Below are 18,472 nucleotides of genomic sequence, written 5' to 3'. Positions count from 1 at the left end.
ATGGCCGGAAGGGGAACCCCCGCAGGCGTCGGCGAATACATTGCCGCGTTGCTGGCCTCAGCCAAAATGGGCGGCCAGGTCACCCATCACCGCCTGCTGCCCGGCGCGGAACCCGTGTTCGCGCCCAGCCGCCTGCCCTGGCCGCGCGCCATCGGCAATCTGCTGGAGGAGCGCGGCGTCCGCCTTTACAGCCATCAGGCCCTGGCCACGGACCACATCCGCGCCGGGCATTCCGTGGTGGTGGCAACGCCCACGGCCAGCGGCAAAAGCCTGATCTACAATCTGCCCGTGCTGGAGCGCCATCTGCACGATCCCGACGCCAGGGCGCTCTATCTCTTTCCGCTCAAAGCCCTGGCCCAGGACCAGCTGGCGGCCTTCACCGCCCTGACCGCGACCTGGCCCGAGGCGGCCCGGCCCACGGCCGCGCTCTACGACGGCGACACCAGCGACCATTTCCGGCGCAAGATCCGGCGCGATCCACCCACAGTGCTGGTCAGCAATCCGGAAATGCTGCATCTGGGCATATTGCCCCACCACGAGCAGTGGGCCGCCTTTCTGGCGGGCCTGACCCACGTGGTGGTGGACGAGGCCCACACATACCGGGGGGTGTTCGGCGCGCACATGGCCCAGGTCTTCCGGCGGCTGAACCGTCTGGCCGGGCGCTACGGCGCGCGGCCCACCTATGTGCTCTGCACGGCCACGGTGGGCAATCCCGGCGAATTGGCAAGCGGGCTTATCGGCGCGGGCGACAGCGCGCCTGTCGTCGTTGAAGAACCGGGCGCAATGGCGGAAACGCCGCGCCCGGCCGATGCGCCTGTGGTCATTGACACGTCGGGAGCGCCCCAAGGGCCGCGCCATTTCGTTTTTCTCAATCCCGAGCAGAGCCCGGCCACGGCGGCCATCGACCTGCTCAAGGCGGCGCTGGCCCGCAATCTGCGCACCATCGTCTATTGCCGCTCGCGCCGGATGACCGAGCTGGTCAGCCTCTGGGCGGGCAGCCAGTCCGGCCCGTACAAGGAACGCATTTCCGCATACCGCGCGGGCTTTCTGCCCGAGGAGCGCCGGAGCATCGAGGCCCGCATGGCTTCGGGCGAGCTGCTGGCCGTGGTCAGCACCAGCGCTCTGGAGCTGGGCATCGACATCGGCGGCCTGGACGTCTGCATTCTGGTGGGCTATCCCGGCACGGTCATGGCAACCCTCCAGCGCGGCGGCCGGGTGGGCCGGGCGCAGCAGGAATCGGCGGTCATCGTGGTGGCCGGGGAGGACGCCCTGGACCAGTATTTCGCCCGCAATCCCGAGGATTTTTTCAGCCGCCCGCCGGAAAAGGCCGTGGTCAATCCGGACAACGAGGTCATTCTGGCCCGGCATCTGGAATGCGCCGCCGCCGAACTGCCCCTGAGCGCGGATGAGCCCTGGCTGCAATCCGCGGGCGCGCGCCGGGCCGTGCGCGAGCTCCGCAAGCAAAGCCTGCTGCTGCAATCCGCCGACGGCAGGCAATGGCTGGCCGCGCGCAAGCGGCCCCAGCGCCTGGTGGACCTGCGCGGCACGGGCCAGAGCTACAGCATCGAGGATCAGGCGGGCGCTGTCATCGGCTCGGTGGACGGCTTCCGGGCCTGGCGCGAAACCCATCCCGGCGCGGTCTACCTGCACCGGGGCCGCACGTACGTCATTGAGGAAGTGGACCCCGGCCGGGCCGCGATCCGCGCCAAAGAAGCCAACGTTTCCTGGTTCACGCGCACGCGCGGGCAGAAAAGCACGGACATCCTGGAAGAGACGGAGCGCCTTGCCATCGGCCGCTGCCTGGTCTGCCGGGGCAGGCTGCGGATCACCGAGCGCATTACCGGCTATGAAAAGCGCGCGACGTCCGGCAACCGGCTGCTGACCATCGTGCCTCTGGACGTGCCGCCCCAGGTCTTTGAAACCGAAGGCCTCTGGTACGTGATTCCGGACGCTGTCCGGGCCGGGCTGGAGGAGCGCTTCCTGCATTTCATGGGCTCCATCCACGCTCTGGAGCACGCGCTCATCGGCCTGCTGCCCCTGCAGGTCATGGCCGACCGCAACGACTTCGGCGGCATTTCCATTCCCCTGCATCCCCAGACGGGGCTGCCCTGCGTTTTCGTCTACGACGGCCTGCCCGGCGGCGCGGGCCTCACCCGCCAGGCCTTTGCCGGAGCGCGGGAACTGCTGGAAGCCACGCGCCGGGTTGTGGGGGCCTGCCCCTGCGAGGACGGCTGCCCCTCCTGCGTGCATTCTCCCAAATGCGGTTCGGGCAACCGGCCCATCAGCAAACAGGGCGCCCTGGCCCTGCTGGACGAACTGCTCGCGCCGGGCGGCGAAGGCGACGCGCTCTGCCGGGAGCTGAGAATCAGCCCGGCCCCGGAATCTTTGGATGGCCATCTGGATGGCCGCCTGGAGGCGAACCTGAACGCCGGAGCGGGAGCCTCTCCGGATATCCGGCCGCGAGAAACGCCGGGCACGCCGTTCGCCAACGCCCCGCGTCAGGAGAAAATCATGGAAAACAGGCCCGCGACTCCGGCATCTTCCCCTGTGCCCGACAGCCTCCCGGTCCATATTCCCGTGCCGCCCCCCCGGCATTATGTGGTCTTTGACGTGGAAACCCGGCGCTCGGCGGCTGAAGTCGGCGGCTGGCACAAAGCCGGACAAATGGGCGTGAGCGTCACCGTGCTCTACGACAGCCTAGCCGACGACTATTTTTCCTACAGTCAGGACGAACTGCCCGCCCTGTTCGAGCGCCTGCGCGCCGCCGAGACCGTGGTGGGCTTCAACAGCCTGCGTTTCGACTATGCGGTGCTCACGCCCTTCGCGCCCTTTGAGCTGCGCGCCCTGCCCAGCCTGGATTTGCTCCAGCGCATCAAGGAGCGTCTCAACTATCGAATTTCGCTCGACAATCTGGGCCAGGCCACGCTCGGCGAACCCAAGAGCGCCGACGGCCTGCAGGCCCTGCAATGGTGGAAGGAAGGCCGCTGCGAGGAAATCGCGGCCTATTGCCGCAAGGATGTGGACCTGACCCGCCGCCTCTATCTCTTCGGCCTGCGCGAGGGCTATCTGCTGTTCACCAACAAGGCCGGGCAGCGTGTGCGCGTGCCCGTGGATTTCGGACAACGGCCATGAACAGAGCTACGGATGCGGAACTGGCGGCGGCCCTGATCACCTGGCGACGTGAGTTGCACCGGCATCCCGAAACGGGTTGGACGGAATTCTGGACCACGGCCTTTGCGGCGGACGTCCTGCACTCCCTGGGCTACGCCCCGCGCGTGGGCCGCGAAATCCTCAATCCGGACCAGCGCATGGGCCTGCCCGCCCCCGCCGTGCTCGAGCGGGCGCGGCAACGGGCCGTTCAGGAAGGCGCCGACCCCCGCTGGCTTGAGCGCATGGGCCCGGCCACCGGGATTGTGGCGGATCTGCATCCCGGCCGGGAGCCGGATCTGGTGTTGCGTTTTGATCTGGACGCCCTGGAAATGCCCGAGGCCGACGATGCCGGGCATCTCCCGGCGCGGGAGGGCTTCGCCTCCCGCCACCCCGGTCTCTGCCACGCCTGCGGCCACGACGGGCATACGGCCCTGGGCCTGGGGCTGGCCGCTCTGCTGCGGCGGGACGCAACGCGCCTGGCGCGCAATGTGCGCCTGCTCTTCCAACCGGCGGAGGAAGGCGTGCGCGGCGCGTCCGCGCTGATCCAGCAGGTGCTGGGCGCGCGCCGTTTTCTGGCCGTGCACCTCGGGCTCAGCGCGCCGGAAAGCGGGAGCCTAGTCACCGGGCTGTCGGGCTTTCTGGCCACAACCAAATTCGACGCGCGCTTCACGGGCCGCGCGGCGCATGCCGGGCTCGCGCCCGAGGCCGGACGCGACGCCCTTCAGGGGGCCGCCGAAGCGCTGCTGGCCCTGCATGCCCTGCCCGATCAGACGGACCAAAGCGGGCAGGAGGGACAGGCGAAGCAAAAAGGCCGGATCAACGTGGGCCTGCTCGCGGGCGGCTCGGCCCGCAACATCGTGCCGGACCAGGCCGTCATGGCCTGCGAAACGCGCTGCGTTGACCGTAAGGCGGACAACGCCCTGCTGGCCGGGGCGCGCGCGGCCCTGAGGCGCATTGCGCGTGAGCGGGAACTGGGCCTGGAGATCACGATTCAAGGCCGCGCGGGCTGCGCGAACAGCAATGCGGAGCTGGCCCAACTGCTGGCCCGGACCGCCCTGGAACTGCCGCCGGGCCCGGACGGACAGCCCCTGTTCGCAGCGGGCAAAATATGTTCCGAGGGACGCATGACGGCCAGCGAAGACGCGGCCACCCTGATGGAAGCCGTGCGGCTGGGCGGCGGCCAGGCCGCTTATGCTCTGCTGGGCGCTGATCTGGCAGGCGGCCACCATACGCCGCATTTCGACTTTGACGAAAGCGTGCTCTGGCCGGGCGCGTTGTGGCTGGCGGCCGTGTGCGGAAGGCTGTGCGGCTAGTGTCGCGTCAAGCGACACATATCGCAAATCCGCAAGGGGTTGCGCGCCGCCGCAGGCGGCGTAAGCACAGCAAAAACCACGTTTTTTGCTGTGCGGCCTTCACGCTGAACCGACAGGTGAAACGTGACATCTCACTAGGCTCAGCCCTCATTGACGGCACGAGGGCCTTACGTATAGAGTGCGCCGTTACTTTATTTTAACGGATGTTGGATGCTGGATACCGTAATCATTGGATAAATGAGTTCCGCTGAGGCCGCAGGGCCGGCGGGACGCGAACATGGCCGGCCGCCTTTGCGCGGCGTCTTGTCGTTTATCCACTGACACGAGGTATCCCGTGAACATTTCCCGTCTTGAGCAAAGAACTCTTCACACCCTGGCCAAGGGTGGCAGAATCCTGATAATCCGCGACAGTTCCGGCAAGATAGCTGAGGTGGAATGCTATACCCGCGAGGGTTGGCTGCTCAGCGACTGCAGCCCGGAGATCTTCAAAAAACTGAAAAGCAAAAAGCTCATCAGCTCGAAAAACAGTCTCCCTTACCGCATCACTTCCGAAGGTCTGCGCGCCGTGCGCGCCCAGACCGATAACCGCTGAGGTTTCACCTCTCCATGGAGTCAATCATGACTATCGCTATCCGCCCGGAATGCCCCGAGGATTTCCCCATTATTCACGACTTGGTGCGCACGGCCTTTGAAAACGCCGAGCATGCAAGCGGCGACGAGCATTTTCTCGTGGATCGCCTGCGCCGTTCGCGGGAATATATTCCCGAACTCAGCCTGGTGGCCGAGGAAGACGGCCGCATCGTCGGCCACATCATGTTCACCAGGCTGAAGGTCGGGGAGACGACGGCTCTGGCCCTCGCCCCGCTGGCCGTGCAGCCTTCGCATCAGGGCAGGGGCACAGGCGGTGCCCTTATCCGGCGCGGGCATGAGATTGCCCGTTCTTTGGGCTGGGAATTCGTAATCCTGGTGGGACATGCGGGCTACTACCCGCGCTTCGGCTACAAGCCCGCCGCTTCTTTCGGCATTGTTTCCCCTTTTGAGGTGCCGGAGGAAGCCTTTATGGCCATCAACCTCAGGGGAGGCACGGAACGCCTGCCCGGCCTGCTGAAGTACTCCCCGGCATTCTTCCCGGAGAGCCCGGCATAACCTTATATCCGTCCTCTTCCCGGCGGCGGTTGAACTTCCGCCGCCGGGAAAGGGCGCATCTCCGGAATGTGGAGGAGGTAACGCACATATGCCCAGGGCTGAGACTAGTAGAGTTTTTCCAGCAGCTCGGCCTCGCCCTCCAGGCTGTAGCAGTGTTCCTCCGCCGGAAAGGTTCCGCCCTTGACTTCTTGCGCGTAGGCCGTGAAGGCCGCGCGCATGGCTTCGCCCACCTCCCCGAAACGCTTGACGAATTTGGGGGCCACGGTATCGCAGAGGCCCAGCATGTCCTGCCAGACCAGCACCTGGCCGTCGCACTCGGGCCCCGCGCCGATGCCGATGACCGGTATTTCCAGCTCCTTGCTGACGCGGGCGGCCAGGGCGGCGGGCACGCATTCCAGCACCAGGGAAAAGGCCCCGGCCTCCTGCAAAGCGCGGGCGTCGTCCAGCAGCTTCTGGGCGGCGGCCAGGCTTTTGCCCTGTACCTTGTAACCGCCGAAAGCATTGACCGACTGCGGGGTCAGGCCCAGATGGCCCATGACCGGGATGGACGCCCGCGTGAGCGCGCGCACCTCGTCGCAGAAGTCCGCGCCGCCTTCCAGCTTGACGGCCTGGGCCCGGCCTTCCTTGACCAGCCGACCGGCATTGCGCACGGTGTCGGTCACGGAAACCTGGCAGCTCATGAAGGGCATGTCGCAGACCACCAGGGCCGAGCATGCGCCGCGCGCCACAGCCGCGCAATGGCGGATCATGTCCTCCAGGGTGACGGAGAGGGTGTCAGGGTAACCCAGCATGACCATGCCCAGCGAATCCCCCACCAGCAGGGCATTGACGCCGGTCCGGTCCATGAGCTTGGCCGTGCTGTAGTCGTAGGCCGTGAGCATGACCAGTTTTTCCCGGCCCTTGGCCTGCCTGAACGTGGCGACGGTGTTTTTCATGCCTTTTTCCCCTGCAAGTCTGTCCGGCCCTGCAGGGCCAGGGCCATGAGCAGATGCGTCAGTTTGGCGGCGGTGAAGTTTGCGTGGTGCAGGCCCGGAATGGGAGCCAGTTCCACCACGTCCAGGCCCACGATTTCACGGTCCCGCGCGCAGCGCTCCAGAATGAACTGGGCTTCGCGCCAGGAAATGCCGCCCGGCGACGGCGTGCCCGTGGCCGGCATCAGCGAAGAGTCCAGGCCGTCCACGTCAAAGCTGATGTAGATGCGGCGCGGAAAATCCTCGGGCAGGGGTTGTTCGGGCAGACCCACGCGGGCCAGAAAATAGGCGTCATAATGGGTGACGTTGTAGCGTTTGCGTACCTCGGCCTCCTCCCGGCTCATGTCGCGCACCGCGAACTGCACCAGCGGCAGGCCCAGGTCGGCCACGGCCCGGTGCATGACGCAGGCGTGGGAAAAGGGATCGCCCTCATATTCGGGCCGCAGGTCCGCATGCGCGTCAAACTGGACGATGCCGAAAGGTTCGCCCTTTTCCCGCGCCTGCCGGGCCAGGGCCCGCAGCGCGCCCAGACTCACGGTATGCTCGCCGCCCAGCAGCACGGGCACGGCCTTGCAATCCAGAGCCCGGCGCGTGGCGGACTCAATGCGGGCCAACACCCCTTCCACCGGCCCGGCACAGTCCACGGGCGGCGCGGTATAAAAACCTGACTCGCCCGGCGCAAGCCCGCTTTCCCAGGCTTCCAACTGCCGGGAGGCGTCCAGCAGGGCCGCCGGGCCCTGCGCCGCGCCGCCGCCGTAGGAGACGCTGCGCTCCAGCGGCGCGGGGATGATGTGAAAGGCCGCGTCCTCGGGCCGTGTCGGAGCATACTCCGAAGCCAGAAAATTTTGCTGATCCATGCTGTCCCATCCTCAGCGCGTCTTTATGGCGAAGCCGCGCGCAATGTAAGGCTTGCACGCCGTTATCCGCGCGCCGCCAGTATAACGCCGCCACCCGCATCCGTAAACGGGCAGGCGCGGCGCGGGCGGGGCAGACGTATCAAATTTCATATTTCCTGCCATCATTGCCTATCGTCATTATCCGGGAAAAACAGACTTTCGTGCGCTGCCCGCGTCATCCGTTTACGCTACGCTCCGGTAGGGCAGAGGAGGATTTGCTCAATTCTACGGGGAGGCCAGATCATAAATAGTAACTATTTGAAATAAATATACGTATGCATAGCTTGGCGGCATTTTTTAGATGGGTCTGCCTTGGTGGCATAGCAGACGACCACAGGGAGAAGGCAATAAAAAACGGCCCGCTTGGGGAGGCAGGCCGTTTTGTTTGGAGGAGGCTGTCAGCAAAAGAAAGGAAGGTACTTTTTATATTGCAACTGGCATGCCAAATTAGATTTTCTCGAAAATTTATTTAACATACTGAAATATAATGTAAAAATTTTTCAGTTGTTACGCCGCTGCGTAAAAAATTTTATACACCGACAAACCCAATCCAGCCACCCAGGCATATGGACGTACAAAAAATTATCTCCACTCAAGACTACAGCAGCGGGAAAAACAGAACCGGCCTTCAGGCCAGGACGTGCATGAAGGAACGCCATCGGGCTGCCGGTCTTGATGCCCACGCCACAGAAAACGGGGACGTGCCGCTCAGAAAGAGACAGTCATTGGCCGATGTCACAGGTGGCGCCCGCCAGCAACGGGGACGGCAACCGCCAGAGCAAAGTAACTTTGAAAAGTTACTTTGCTCTGGCGGCTGCGAAAGCCGGAACCGGCGGAACGGCCGGCGGCCTACAGATAAGAGCAGCACTGCTGCGAGTAGCGACAGAACGACAGGTTGAAGGCGGCGTCAACTTTGAGAATGCCAATTCTCAAAAGCAATCTGCTCTAATGTACCGTGTCTTTGCCCTGCGCGGCCGAGCCCTGGCCCGACATGGCCAGCCTGTTCGCCAGCTCCTTGGCTCCCGGCGTTTCCCGCCACTGGGTGAAAAGCTTGCGCCAAGCCCCGAATTCCAGAAAACCCTGGTCCAGCTGGCTCTCGTGCATCTGCACCCAGGCATTGAACAATTGCATCTGAACCTGGAAGGTGGCGCTCTCAAAAATGGTGGAAGTCATGTCCTTGGGCAGGCTCTTGCCGTCCAGGTTGTCCAGCACGAACGTGCACACGGCCCGGCGGGAGGTTTCAAAATCCACTTCCCGGCCGTTCATATCCTCGGCCAACGGCAGCAGATGGGGATAGAGTTCCTTGATCCGCTCCATACCCTTCTCGGGCACGGCCAGAAAAAGCGGCGTCTCGCCGTCCGGCCCGGCGGGCGCGTCCGGCTTTTCGGTAATAAAATAAAAACGCAGCCAGTTCTCGAACATCACGGCTTCAAGAACCTGAAAAACCGCGTTCTGAAATTGCTCCTGTTGTTCGGGCATATCATTTTTCCTCCGCTAGGCGTATATTTTCAATAATAGACGCGTGCACAGGCCGCGTCAATGCGGGGTTGCGCGCGGCTCTGGCTTGTGCACACGGCTTATGCTATGCTGATCTCATGATTGATTACGCCCAGGCCCTCAACGAAGCCCAGTACGCGGCGGCCACCAGCGGCGACGGTCCCGTGCTGGTCGTGGCAGGCGCGGGCAGCGGCAAAACCCGCACCATCGTCTACCGCTTGGCCTGGCTGGCCGAGCACGGCGTCGCGCCCACGTCCATCCTGCTGCTGACCTTCACCCGCAAGGCCGCGCAGGAGATGCTCCAGCGCGCGGGCATGCTTCTGGACCAGGGCCTTTCCGGCGTGCAGGGCGGCACCTTCCACGCCTTCGCCTACGGCGTGCTGCGCCGCTGGCGCCCCGCCTGGCTGGGCGAACGGCCCTTCACGGTCATGGATTCGGCGGACATCACGGCGGCGGTCAAATACTGCAAGGATGAGCTCAAGTTGGGCCGGGGCGACCGCTCCTTCCCCAAGACCCAGAGCATCGTGGGCCTGCTGAGCAAAGCCCGGAACAAGGAATTGTCCCTGGAGGAAGTGCTGCGGCGCGAAGCCTTCCACCTTCTGCCCCACACCGAAGCCCTCGCGGCTCTGGGCGAAGCCTATACCGCCTACCGCCGCGAAAAGGGCCTGCTGGACTACGACGACCTGCTCTTTGAGCTGGAAACCCTGCTGCGCGAAAACCAGGCCGCCGCCGAAGCCCTGCGCCTGCGCTTCAGCCATATCCTGGTGGACGAATACCAGGACACCAATCTGGTCCAGGCCCGCATTGTGCGCCTGCTGGCCGGGCCGCCCGGCAAGGATGCGAACGGCGGGGAAACCACGTCCCTAACCGGCAACGTCATGGCCGTGGGCGACGAAGCCCAGTCCATCTATGCCTTTCGCGGGGCCAATGTCCGCAATATTCTGGATTTCCCCAAACTTTTTCCGGGCACGCGCATCATCCGCCTGGAGGAGAATTACCGCTCCACCAAGCCCGTGCTGGACGTGGCCAACAGTCTGTTGGCCCATGCGGCGGAATCCTTCCGCAAAACCCTGTTCACCCGCAAGGAAGGCGGCGACCCGGTGCGCCTGGTCACGCCGCTCAGCGACATGAGCCAGGCCAAGCTGGTGGTGCGCCGCATCGAGGAACTGCTGGGCACGCATCTGCCCCACGAAATCGCGGTGCTCTTCCGCGCGGGCTTCCATTCCTACAACCTGGAAATGGCCCTGAACCAGGCGGGCATTCCCTTCCGCAAATACGGCGGCCTGCGCTATACCGAGGCCGCGCACGTCAAGGACGTCATCGCCTACGCCCGTCTGGTGCTCAACCCTCTGGACCTGCCCGCCTTCGCGCGGGTGGCGGCTCTGCACAGCGGCATCGGCCCCAAGACCGTGCAGAAGCTCTATGCCGTGGCCTTGGGCGGGGACGCCAAAGCCGTGGAAAAGGCCTTTGCCCGCCATCCGGATCTGCTGGAAGACATGCGCTTCGTGGACGACCTGCGCGCCCGGCCGCAGAGCCCGGCGGCCCTGTTCGGGGCCGTGTTGGAGCACTACCGGCCCAGGCTGGAAAGCACCTATCCCGAAGACTGGCCCCGCCGCCAGCAGGGCCTGGAGGAAATCATCCAGATGGCCGTCGGGTACAGCGAACTGGACCTCTTTGTGGCGGATCTGGCCCTGGAGTCGCCGGAAGAGGACGAAAACGACGGCGAGGGGCGCATCACCTTGTCCACCGTGCATTCGGCCAAGGGCCTGGAATGGAACGCCGTGCTGATCATCGATCTGGTGGAGGACCGCTTTCCCTCCCGCCACGCCCTGGCCCGGCCCGAGGATTTCGAGGAGGAGCGCCGCCTGATGTACGTGGCCTGCACCCGCGCCCGCCAGGATCTGGAACTGTACGCCCCGGCGGCCATCTACAGCCGGGCCGAGCGCGGCAGCCTGCACGTCAGCCAGAGCCCCTTTGTGCGCGAGCTGTCCCCCGGCCTGACCGAAGAATGGGTGGAAGGCTTCGGCGGGGTACTCAGCCGCCGCGGAAGCTGCTTTTCCGGCGCGGGCGGCGTGCGCGGCCGTTTGCTGCCCCCCGCGCGTCATGCGGTTCCCGCCTTTCCCGGCCCCGCCGGAGAAGGCACGGCCTTTGACGACTGCCAACTCCTGCCTGAAAGCGGCTCCGTGTCGTCGTTTCAGGCCGAGGTTCAGGATAGCGCGGATGACGCAACATCTCCCACCGCTTCCACGTCCGGCACGGCCCGGCTCTGCCACTGCCGCCACCGCATTTTCGGCCGCGGCAAGATCATCAAACACTTGCCTCCGGACAAGGTGCAGGTGAATTTTCCCGGTTTCGGGCTGAAAGTCATTCTGACCGAATATCTGCTCATGGAGAACTGACATGGTTCCGGCCCCGCCATCCCCTTCCGCTTCCCCCTTTTCCGAGGACGGCATTCTGGCCTGCCTCGCCCGCCATTTTCCCCAGACGCACGCCTCTCTGCTGCTGGGCCGGGGCGACGACTGCGCTGTGCTCAAGGCCGGGCGGCCCCTGTGCGTGAGCAGCGACCTCTTTCTGGAAGACATCCACTTCCGGCGCTCCTATTTCAGCCCCGAGGACATGGGGCACAAGGCCCTGGCCGTCAACGTCAGCGATCTGGCCGCCTGCGGGTCCCGGCCTCTGGGCTTCACCCTCTGCCTGGGCCTGCCGGACTGGGTGGACATGGCCTGGCTGGAAGCCTTTTTCAGCGGCATGGCCGCCCTGGCCGGACAGCAGCGCATGGCTCTGGCCGGGGGGGATCTCTCCCGTTGCCGGCAATTGCACATCAGCGTGACGGTCTGGGGCGAAACCGCCGAGCCCGGCGGTTTTCTGGCGCGCGGCGGCAGCATGCCCGGCGACAGCCTCTTTGTGGTGGGCCGCGTGGGCCTGGCGCGAGTGGGCCTGCATATGCTGGAGGCTTGCGGCCGCGATGCCCTGCGGGACTGGCCCGAGGCCTGCGCCGCCCATTTGCGGCCCGAACCCCAGGTGGACGCGGGCCTGATGCTGGCGCGCGCGGGCTACAACGCCCGGCCGCCCGCGCTCATGGATCTTTCCGACGGCATCATCCGCGATCTGCCCCGCCTGCTGGGCCTGAGCGGCGAACTGCGCGCCGGAGCCGAAAAAGGCCGGGACAATCACGGTCTGGGCGCGGCCATCTTGCTGCCCCAGGGTATGCTGCACGCCGAAGTGCTGCGCTACGCCCGGGAGCAGGGCAAAAATCCGGTCCACGAAGCCCTGCTGGGCGGCGAGGACTACGCCCTGCTGGGTTCCTGCGCGCCGGACATGCTGCCTTCCCTGCACGCGGCCATCCCCGGATTTTGCAGCATCGGCACGGTCACGGCAGGCGGCGGCATCACCTGCAACAACGAGCCCCTGGACTGCCTGCACGGCTTTGACCACTTTGAAAGCGGCGACCGGAAAGGCATCGAGGCCGACTGATGCGCGCCCACCTGGCCGTTGTCACCTGGAACAGGCTCGCACTCACCCGTATCTGCCTTGAAAGCCTGCTGGCCCGGACCCCCCCGGGCTATGCGCTGACCATTGTGGACAACGGCAGTGAGGACGGCAGCCGGGAGTATCTGCAAAGCCTGGCCGCCGCCCATGCGCATATCCGCCTGAAGCTGCTTTCCCGCAACATGGGCGTCAGCGTGGCCGCCAATCTGGCCTGGGATGACGCGGCGGACGACGATTTTTACATCAAGCTGGACAATGATGTGGAGATTCTGGATCCGCTCTGGTTGGAGCGGCTCACACGATTGCTGGCGCAAAATCCGCAGGTGGGCATGGCCGCCTACAGGCTCTGCGACTGGCATGAGCCCTCCCGTCAACCGCTTGTCCTGCGCGACGGCGGCGAAGCGGAACTGACCACGGTCTGCGGCGGGGGCTGCGTCTGTATTCCCCGCGCGGTATATGAACGCCTGGGCTTCTGGAATGAAGGTTACGGCAGATACGGGCATGAGGACCAGGATTACAGCTGGCGGGCACGAAAAGCCGGCTATGCGCTGGCTTCGGTCGCGGCCGAAGGCATGGTGCGCCATCTGGGCTATGCCGAGGGCATGGTGGACGCGGACATCGAGCGCGGCAAAAAAACAAGTAACCAAGCCCGGCTTTCCGGCGACACCGCCTATTATCTCAATCTGCTGCTGTTTGACGAAGGCCTGCTGCCACTGCGGATGATCCGCAAATACCTGCCGTCAGAGGCTGAGGGCCGCATTTCCTTTGTGCTGAATCCCGCCTACCGGCCAGTGCAGAAGCTGCTGAACACCCTGGCCCGGACCGTCGAGGTGGACGCGTCGGGCGAGCTGTCCCGCCTGGACCTGAGCGCATGGCGGCAAGGAGCGAGCAAGTATGAATCCGAATCCTGAGGACCTGGATGTCTGTGTGGAGGACCTGCGTTCCGTCTGCCGCGACGCATGGCAGGAGGGCTTGCTGTCGGGCTGTAACGGCAACGCCAGCCGCCGCCTGCCCGCGCCCCGCGACGGCCTGCTCTGTGTGACCCGCTCGGGCGCGGCCAAGGGCCGCCTGACGGCGCGGGACTGTTGCCTGGTGGACGCGCGGACCGGCGAAATACTCTGCGGCGGCCCGGCTTCCTCGGAACTGGGCATGCATCTGGAACTGTACCGCGCCCTGCCCCATTGCGGAGCCGTGCTGCACAGCCATCCCCGCCGCCTGCTGGCCCTGAGCCTGGTTGTGGCTGGCCAGGAAGATTTTCTGCGCCTGCCCCTGTTCGAGGCCGATGTCTGGCGGGCCCGTCTGGGCTTTGCGCCAGCCCTGCCGCCGGGCGGCGCGGAGCTGGCCCTGGCCGTTGCCGACGCCGCGCGCGCGGTGGGCGCGGACAAGCCCGCCGGGGCCGCGGTCTGGATGGCCGGACACGGCCTCTGCTGCTGGGGCCCGAGCCTGGCCGACGCCCAGTGCATGAGCGAAGAGCTGGAACATCTGGCCGCCGTGCAATTGCTGGCCCTGGGGGCGCGGTAAAATTCTCGGAAATATCAGGCCGATGGCCAGACCACGGCCCGCACTTCCGGTTCGTCGTCCCCCGTCGCCGGGGCCGGGGGCAGCCGTGTGGCCGCGCCGGGCGGCAGGGGCTGCGCCAGCACGGTTTCAGTGCGCTCAAACAGGTTGGAAAGAATGGAATTAGAAACCAGCATGCCGCTGCGGGTCAGGCGCAGATAGCCGTTGCGGATGCGGATCAGCCCGTTTTCGTGCAAAGCCTGGATCAGGCGCTGGTGATCGCGCAGAAAATCGCGCCCCGTCATTTCCCGGTAGGCTTTGAGCCGCATGCCCCGCGAGGTGCGCAGGCGCAGCATGATCAGTTCCAGCACGCGCACGGTGGGGGTCAGGTTTTCCACTTCCGCGCCCAGCGAGCCCTCGCGGGCACGCGCGTCCCAGGCCCGCTGACCGGCCGGATTGGTCCAGCGCCGCCCCGCGATAGTGGAGGTGGCCGACGGGCCCAGCCCCAGATAGTCCGCCCCCTCCCAGTAACCCAGATTGTGACGGCACTGGAAGCCCATGCGCGCGAAATTGGAAATTTCGTAGTGCAGATAACCGCTGGCTTCCAGAAAAGCCGCGCCCTCCATGAACATAATGTTCTGATCCCGCTCGGGCGGCAGGGCCAGGCGTCCTTCCTCGCAGTCCAGTTCCAGCGCCGTGCCCGGCTCCAGAGTCAGGCCGTAGGCGGAAATATGGTCCGGGCTCATGCGCACGGCGTCCTTGAGGGTTTGCAGCCACTGGCGCACGCTCTGGCCGGGCAGGCCCCACATCAGGTCCATGTTGATGTTGGCGCAACCCGCCTCACGCGCCGCGAACACCGCGTGCAGGCTGTCCTGGGCCCTGTGCGGCCGTCCCAGCAGGCGCAGCATGCTTTCATCCAGACTCTGGATGCCGATGGACAAACGGTTCACGCCCGCCGCCAGATACTGCGGCACGCTCTGGCTTCCCCGCAGGGATTCGGGATTGGCCTCCAGGGTGATTTCAGCTTTGGGGCTGAGCGTGAAACAGCGGGCCAGACGTTCCAGCACAATGCCCACAATGCGCGGCGGCAGCAGGCTGGGCGTGCCCCCGCCGAAAAAAACGGTCTGCACCTCGGTTCCGCCCAGGCGGTCGCCCCAATGGGCCAGCTCCAGCAGCAGGGTGTCCAGATAGTCGCGCAGCAGGGGCGACGCGGCGGGCTCCACGCCACGGCCCAGCGGGATGGAATGAAAGGCGCAGTAGCGGCAGCGCGTGCGGCAGAAGGGAACGTGGATATAAACGAGCATGAATTTTCCGTTGGCAAAAAAATGGCGGGCGGTTTTAGAAATTGCAAGGATCATGCCCGGAGGAAGGATGCCCACCACCCCTGACCGCCGCGCTTGGCAAAAAAGGCGGCCCGGCGTATATTCGGGCGCTCAGATTTCAAGCGCGCCGCCGCGGCGGCGACCGCACCCATGAGGAGAACCCATTTATGGATATACGCTTCCAGAACCTCGGACCCGAGCAGTGGAAAGCCGAGATCATGCTGGCCCCGGCCTGCGAAGGCGAAGACATCTTACGCGAGTGCCCGGAACTGGACAAGGCCGCGCCCTGGCTGGCCATAGCTCCGGCCATGCGCGACTTCAAGGGCAAGGACGGCGAGCTGGTCCTGCTGCATGGTCATCCGGAGCTTTCCGTGCCGCGCGTCCTGGCCGTGGGTCTGGGACCGCGCGAAAAAGTGGATGCCGCCAGACTGCGCGCGGCTATCGCCGCCGCCGTGCAGCGCTGCCGCGGCCTGGGGCTGAATTCCATCCTGCTGCCCGAACCGGCTTTGTCCCGCCTGCCCGGCGGGCGGGAACGCCTGGTGGAGGAATGCGTCTATGCCGCCCAGCTGGCCCTCTACCGTTTTACGGCCCTGAAAAAGCCGCAGGAAGACGAAGCCGTTGATCCGCAATGGCTGGCCCTGGGCTTTGACGGACAATCCGTGCCCGACGGCGAGCACGCGGCGGCCCGCCGGGGCGAGCGCGCGGCCAAGGCCGTGGCTCTGGCGCGGGATCTGGCCAACATGCCGGGCAATCTGCTCTATCCCGAAAGCCTGGCCCAGCGTGCCGTGGAACTGGGCAGGGAACTGGGCTTCACTTGCACGGTGCTGGACGAAACCGTCCTGGCCGAGGAAGGCATGGGCGCGCTGCTGGCCGTGGGCCAGGGGTCGGCCCGTCCGCCTCGCCTGGTCGTGCTGGAGCATGCCCCCGAGGGCCACGAGCAGGACAAGCCGCTGATCCTGGTGGGCAAGGGCATCACCTTTGACTCCGGCGGCATCAGCCTCAAACCGGCGGCCAACATGCAGCAGATGAAATGCGACATGACCGGCGCGGCCGACGTGCTGGCCGCTATCGCGACCCTGGCCGAAGAGGACGCGCCCCGCCGGGTGATCGGCCTGCTGGCCTGCGCCGAGAACATGCCCGACGGCAGGGCCACGCGTCCGGGCGACGTGGTGCGCTCGGCCGGCGGCGACACGGTGGAAATCACCAATACCGACGCCGAGGGCCGCCTGGTTCTCTGCGACGCCCTTGCCTACGCCCAGAAACAGTGGACCCCGGCTGCCATGGTGGACATCGCCACGCTCACCGGCGCGTGCGCCGTGGCCCTGGGCACGGAACTGGCCGGTCTGTTCTGCGACGATACGGACCTGGCCGAACGCATCCGAGCCGCCGGGGGCGTGGGCGGCGAAAATTACTGGCGTCTGCCGCTCTGGCAGCCTTACGCGGAACAGCTCAAAAGCGAAGTGGCGGATATCTGCCACACCGGGCCGCGCGAAGGCGGGGCCATCAATGCCGCGCTGTTCCTGAAGCACTTCGTGCGCGAAGGCGTGCGCTGGGCACATCTGGACATCGCGGGCGTGGACTGGAACGCCAAGAAATCGCCGCTCTGCCCGGTGGGCGCGTCGGGCTTCGGCGCGCGAACCCTGCTGGAACTGGCCCGCGGAGGCGTGCAATGAAAGTCTATCTTCTGGGAGCGGGCCCCGGCGATCCGGGCCTGCTGACCCTCAAGGCCAGGGACGCCCTGGCCGCGGCGGACGTGGTGGTTTACGACGCCCTGGCCAACGACAGCCTGCTGGGGCACGCCCGGCCCGACGCCGAACTGATCTACGTGGGCAAGGTGGCGGGCAACCACGCCCTGCCCCAACACGAGATCAACGCCCTGCTGGTGCGCAAGGCCAAAGAGGGCAACATAGTGGCCCGGCTCAAGGGCGGCGACCCCTACATTTTCGGGCGCGGCGGCGAAGAAGCCGAGGAACTGCTGGCCGCGGGCGTGCCCTTTGAGGAAGTGCCGGGCATCAGCAGCACTATCGCGGCCCCGGCCTACGCGGGCATTCCCCTGACCCACCGCGATTTCGCCTCCTCGGTGACCATCATCACCGGCCACGAAAACCCGGACAAGCCCGGCTCGGTGCACAACTGGCAGGCCCTGGCCCGAAGCGCCTCCACCCTGGTCTTTGTCATGGGCATGAAGAATCTGCCGGACATCGCCCACAACCTGCTGGACGCGGGACTGGACCCGCGAACCCCGGCGGCCCTGATCTACCGGGGCACCACGCCGCGCCAGCGCAGCTTGGTCGCCACCCTGCGGGAGCTGCCCCAGGCCGCTGTGGACGCGCATTTCACCAATCCCTCGGTGATCGTGGTGGGCAAGGTGGCAAGCCTGCACGACAAGTTGAACTGGTTTGAGCAAAAGCCCCTGCTGGGCAAAAGTATTGTGGTCACCCGCGCGCGGGAACAGGCCAGCGGTTTGGCCCGCAGTCTGGCTGGGCTCGGGGCTGAGGTCATCCAGTGCCCCACCATTGAAATCCGCGCCCTGCCCGACTATGCAGAGCTGGACGCGGCCGTGGCCCGGCTGGCGGACTACGGCTGGCTGATCTTCACCTCGGTGAACGGGGTGCGTCATTTCTGGCAGCGTCTGGAAGCCGCGGGCAAAGACAGCCGGGCCTTGGGGGCCTGCAAGGTGGCGGCCATCGGCCCGGCCACGGCGGACGCCCTGCATGAGCGCGGCATCCGGCCCGATTTCGTGCCCGAGCGCTATGTGGCCGAGGGCGTGGTGGAAGGCCTGCTGGCGCGTGAAGGCGGCAAACTGGCGGGCACGCGCATGCTGCTGCCGCGCGCGGCCAAAGCCCGCGACGTGCTGCCCGTGGAACTGGGCAAGGCCGGGGCTACGGTGGACGTCATCCCGGCCTATGAAACCGTGCCCGCCGCCGGTCGCAAGGACGAGGTGCTGGCGCGCCTGGAAGAGGGCTCGCTGTCCTGCGTGACCTTCGGCTCATCCTCCACGGTGGAAAACTTCCTCAACCTTATCCCGGCGGAAAAGCTCAAGGCCCATCCGGAAACCCTGCTGGCGGCCATCGGGCCGGTGACGGCGGAAACGCTGCGCAAGCACGGGCTGGACTGCCGGATCCAGCCTGGGGAATATACCATTCCGGCCCTGGTGGACGCCATTACGCAACACTTTACGCGGGCCTGAG

14 protein-coding genes are annotated in these 18,472 nt (G+C 65.9%); 10 read left to right on the top strand and 4 right to left on the bottom strand.

The annotated features are described in order from the left end of the window. From HMPREF0326_RS04305 to HMPREF0326_RS04290, 4 genes are all read left to right on the top strand, one after another. Complete coding sequence (locus HMPREF0326_RS04305; RefSeq protein WP_020990242.1) at window positions 1-3,132, top strand: DEAD/DEAH box helicase; 3,132 nt, start codon at window positions 1-3, stop codon at window positions 3,130-3,132. Next, a complete protein-coding gene (locus HMPREF0326_RS04300; protein ID WP_008683188.1) occupies window positions 3,129-4,463 on the top strand; it encodes an amidohydrolase in 1,335 nt (444 codons plus the stop codon). The genes HMPREF0326_RS04305 and HMPREF0326_RS04300 overlap by 4 nt, the downstream gene beginning before the upstream one ends. 334 nt (window positions 4,464-4,797) lie before the next feature. Further along, window positions 4,798-5,055 carry a YjhX family toxin gene (locus HMPREF0326_RS04295; protein WP_008683186.1) on the top strand — a complete coding sequence of 86 codons (258 nt, stop codon included), beginning with the start codon at window positions 4,798-4,800 and terminating at the stop codon, window positions 5,053-5,055. A gap of 26 nt (window positions 5,056-5,081) precedes the next feature. After that, window positions 5,082-5,609: a GNAT family N-acetyltransferase gene (locus HMPREF0326_RS04290; RefSeq protein ID WP_008683184.1), complete on the top strand. Its 528-nt coding sequence runs from the start codon at window positions 5,082-5,084 to the stop codon at window positions 5,607-5,609. Window positions 5,610-5,713: 104 nt separating this feature from the next. On the opposite strand, the gene panB is transcribed toward HMPREF0326_RS04290, so the two are convergent. The 3 genes from panB to HMPREF0326_RS04275 all read right to left on the bottom strand — a co-directional run bounded on the left by panB (window position 5,714) and on the right by HMPREF0326_RS04275 (window position 8,955). Beyond that, on the bottom strand, window positions 5,714-6,544 hold the full coding sequence (gene panB, locus HMPREF0326_RS04285; protein ID WP_008683182.1) for a 3-methyl-2-oxobutanoate hydroxymethyltransferase: 831 nt from the start codon (window positions 6,542-6,544) through the stop codon (window positions 5,714-5,716). After that, complete coding sequence (speB, locus tag HMPREF0326_RS04280; RefSeq protein ID WP_008683180.1) at window positions 6,541-7,437, bottom strand: agmatinase; 897 nt, start codon at window positions 7,435-7,437, stop codon at window positions 6,541-6,543. The genes panB and speB overlap by 4 nt, the downstream gene beginning before the upstream one ends. 984 nt (window positions 7,438-8,421) lie before the next feature. Next, the gene (locus tag HMPREF0326_RS04275) at window positions 8,422-8,955 is read right to left on the bottom strand and encodes a hypothetical protein (RefSeq protein ID WP_008683179.1); all 534 of its coding nucleotides are present in this window, start codon (window positions 8,953-8,955) and stop codon (window positions 8,422-8,424) included. A 116-nt stretch (window positions 8,956-9,071) separates the two neighbouring features. On the opposite strand from HMPREF0326_RS04275, the gene HMPREF0326_RS04270 reads away from it, so the two are divergent. Genes HMPREF0326_RS04270 through HMPREF0326_RS04255 form a run of 4 tightly spaced genes read left to right on the top strand, consistent with a single transcriptional unit; the run spans window position 9,072 to window position 13,983 of the window. Further along, window positions 9,072-11,372, top strand: coding sequence for an ATP-dependent helicase (locus HMPREF0326_RS04270; protein ID WP_008683178.1), 2,301 nt, complete (start codon window positions 9,072-9,074; stop codon window positions 11,370-11,372). 1 nt (window position 11,373) lies between these two features. Then, entirely contained in the window at window positions 11,374-12,447 is a 1,074-nt protein-coding gene (thiL, locus tag HMPREF0326_RS04265; RefSeq protein WP_008683177.1) for a thiamine-phosphate kinase, read from the top strand. Next, the gene (locus tag HMPREF0326_RS04260) at window positions 12,447-13,373 is read left to right on the top strand and encodes a glycosyltransferase (RefSeq protein ID WP_008683176.1); all 927 of its coding nucleotides are present in this window, start codon (window positions 12,447-12,449) and stop codon (window positions 13,371-13,373) included. Before thiL ends, HMPREF0326_RS04260 begins: the two co-directional genes overlap by 1 nt. Further along, the gene (locus HMPREF0326_RS04255) at window positions 13,357-13,983 is read left to right on the top strand and encodes a class II aldolase/adducin family protein (RefSeq protein ID WP_020990241.1); all 627 of its coding nucleotides are present in this window, start codon (window positions 13,357-13,359) and stop codon (window positions 13,981-13,983) included. The genes HMPREF0326_RS04260 and HMPREF0326_RS04255 overlap by 17 nt, the downstream gene beginning before the upstream one ends. A 14-nt stretch (window positions 13,984-13,997) precedes the next feature. Here HMPREF0326_RS04255 and hemW read toward each other — a convergent pair whose 3' ends face one another. After that, window positions 13,998-15,263 (bottom strand): radical SAM family heme chaperone HemW, encoded by a 1,266-nt coding sequence (gene hemW, locus HMPREF0326_RS04250; protein WP_009302549.1) that lies wholly within the window; start codon window positions 15,261-15,263, stop codon window positions 13,998-14,000. 185 nt (window positions 15,264-15,448) lie between these two features. Between hemW and HMPREF0326_RS04245 the strand changes: the two genes are divergently transcribed. Together HMPREF0326_RS04245 and cobA are read left to right on the top strand one after the other, a co-directional pair. Next, window positions 15,449-16,954: a leucyl aminopeptidase gene (locus tag HMPREF0326_RS04245; protein ID WP_008683173.1), complete on the top strand. Its 1,506-nt coding sequence runs from the start codon at window positions 15,449-15,451 to the stop codon at window positions 16,952-16,954. Further along, window positions 16,951-18,471, top strand: a complete 1,521-nt coding sequence (gene cobA, locus HMPREF0326_RS04240) for a uroporphyrinogen-III C-methyltransferase (RefSeq protein WP_008683172.1) — start codon at window positions 16,951-16,953, stop codon at window positions 18,469-18,471. Before HMPREF0326_RS04245 ends, cobA begins: the two co-directional genes overlap by 4 nt. The last annotated feature ends 1 nt before the right edge of the window (window position 18,472 follow it).

The organism is Desulfovibrio sp. 3_1_syn3, assembly GCF_000145315.2.
GTDB lineage: Bacteria > Desulfobacterota > Desulfovibrionia > Desulfovibrionales > Desulfovibrionaceae > Desulfovibrio > Desulfovibrio fairfieldensis.
This window is presented reverse-complemented; position numbering and strand designations above follow the sequence as displayed.

Coding starts and splice junctions, on each gene's coding strand:
- HMPREF0326_RS04305 (WP_020990242.1), top strand. CDS start 1: ATGGCCGGAAGGGGAACCCCCGCAGGCGTCGGCGAATACATTGCCGCG.
- HMPREF0326_RS04300 (WP_008683188.1), top strand. CDS start 3,129: ATGAACAGAGCTACGGATGCGGAACTGGCGGCGGCCCTGATCACCTGG.
- HMPREF0326_RS04290 (WP_008683184.1), top strand. CDS start 5,082: ATGACTATCGCTATCCGCCCGGAATGCCCCGAGGATTTCCCCATTATT.
- panB (WP_008683182.1), bottom strand. CDS start 6,544: ATGAAAAACACCGTCGCCACGTTCAGGCAGGCCAAGGGCCGGGAAAAA.
- speB (WP_008683180.1), bottom strand. CDS start 7,437: ATGGATCAGCAAAATTTTCTGGCTTCGGAGTATGCTCCGACACGGCCC.
- HMPREF0326_RS04275 (WP_008683179.1), bottom strand. CDS start 8,955: ATGCCCGAACAACAGGAGCAATTTCAGAACGCGGTTTTTCAGGTTCTT.
- HMPREF0326_RS04270 (WP_008683178.1), top strand. CDS start 9,072: ATGATTGATTACGCCCAGGCCCTCAACGAAGCCCAGTACGCGGCGGCC.
- thiL (WP_008683177.1), top strand. CDS start 11,374: ATGGTTCCGGCCCCGCCATCCCCTTCCGCTTCCCCCTTTTCCGAGGAC.
- HMPREF0326_RS04260 (WP_008683176.1), top strand. CDS start 12,447: ATGCGCGCCCACCTGGCCGTTGTCACCTGGAACAGGCTCGCACTCACC.
- HMPREF0326_RS04255 (WP_020990241.1), top strand. CDS start 13,357: ATGAATCCGAATCCTGAGGACCTGGATGTCTGTGTGGAGGACCTGCGT.
- hemW (WP_009302549.1), bottom strand. CDS start 15,263: ATGCTCGTTTATATCCACGTTCCCTTCTGCCGCACGCGCTGCCGCTAC.
- HMPREF0326_RS04245 (WP_008683173.1), top strand. CDS start 15,449: ATGGATATACGCTTCCAGAACCTCGGACCCGAGCAGTGGAAAGCCGAG.
- cobA (WP_008683172.1), top strand. CDS start 16,951: ATGAAAGTCTATCTTCTGGGAGCGGGCCCCGGCGATCCGGGCCTGCTG.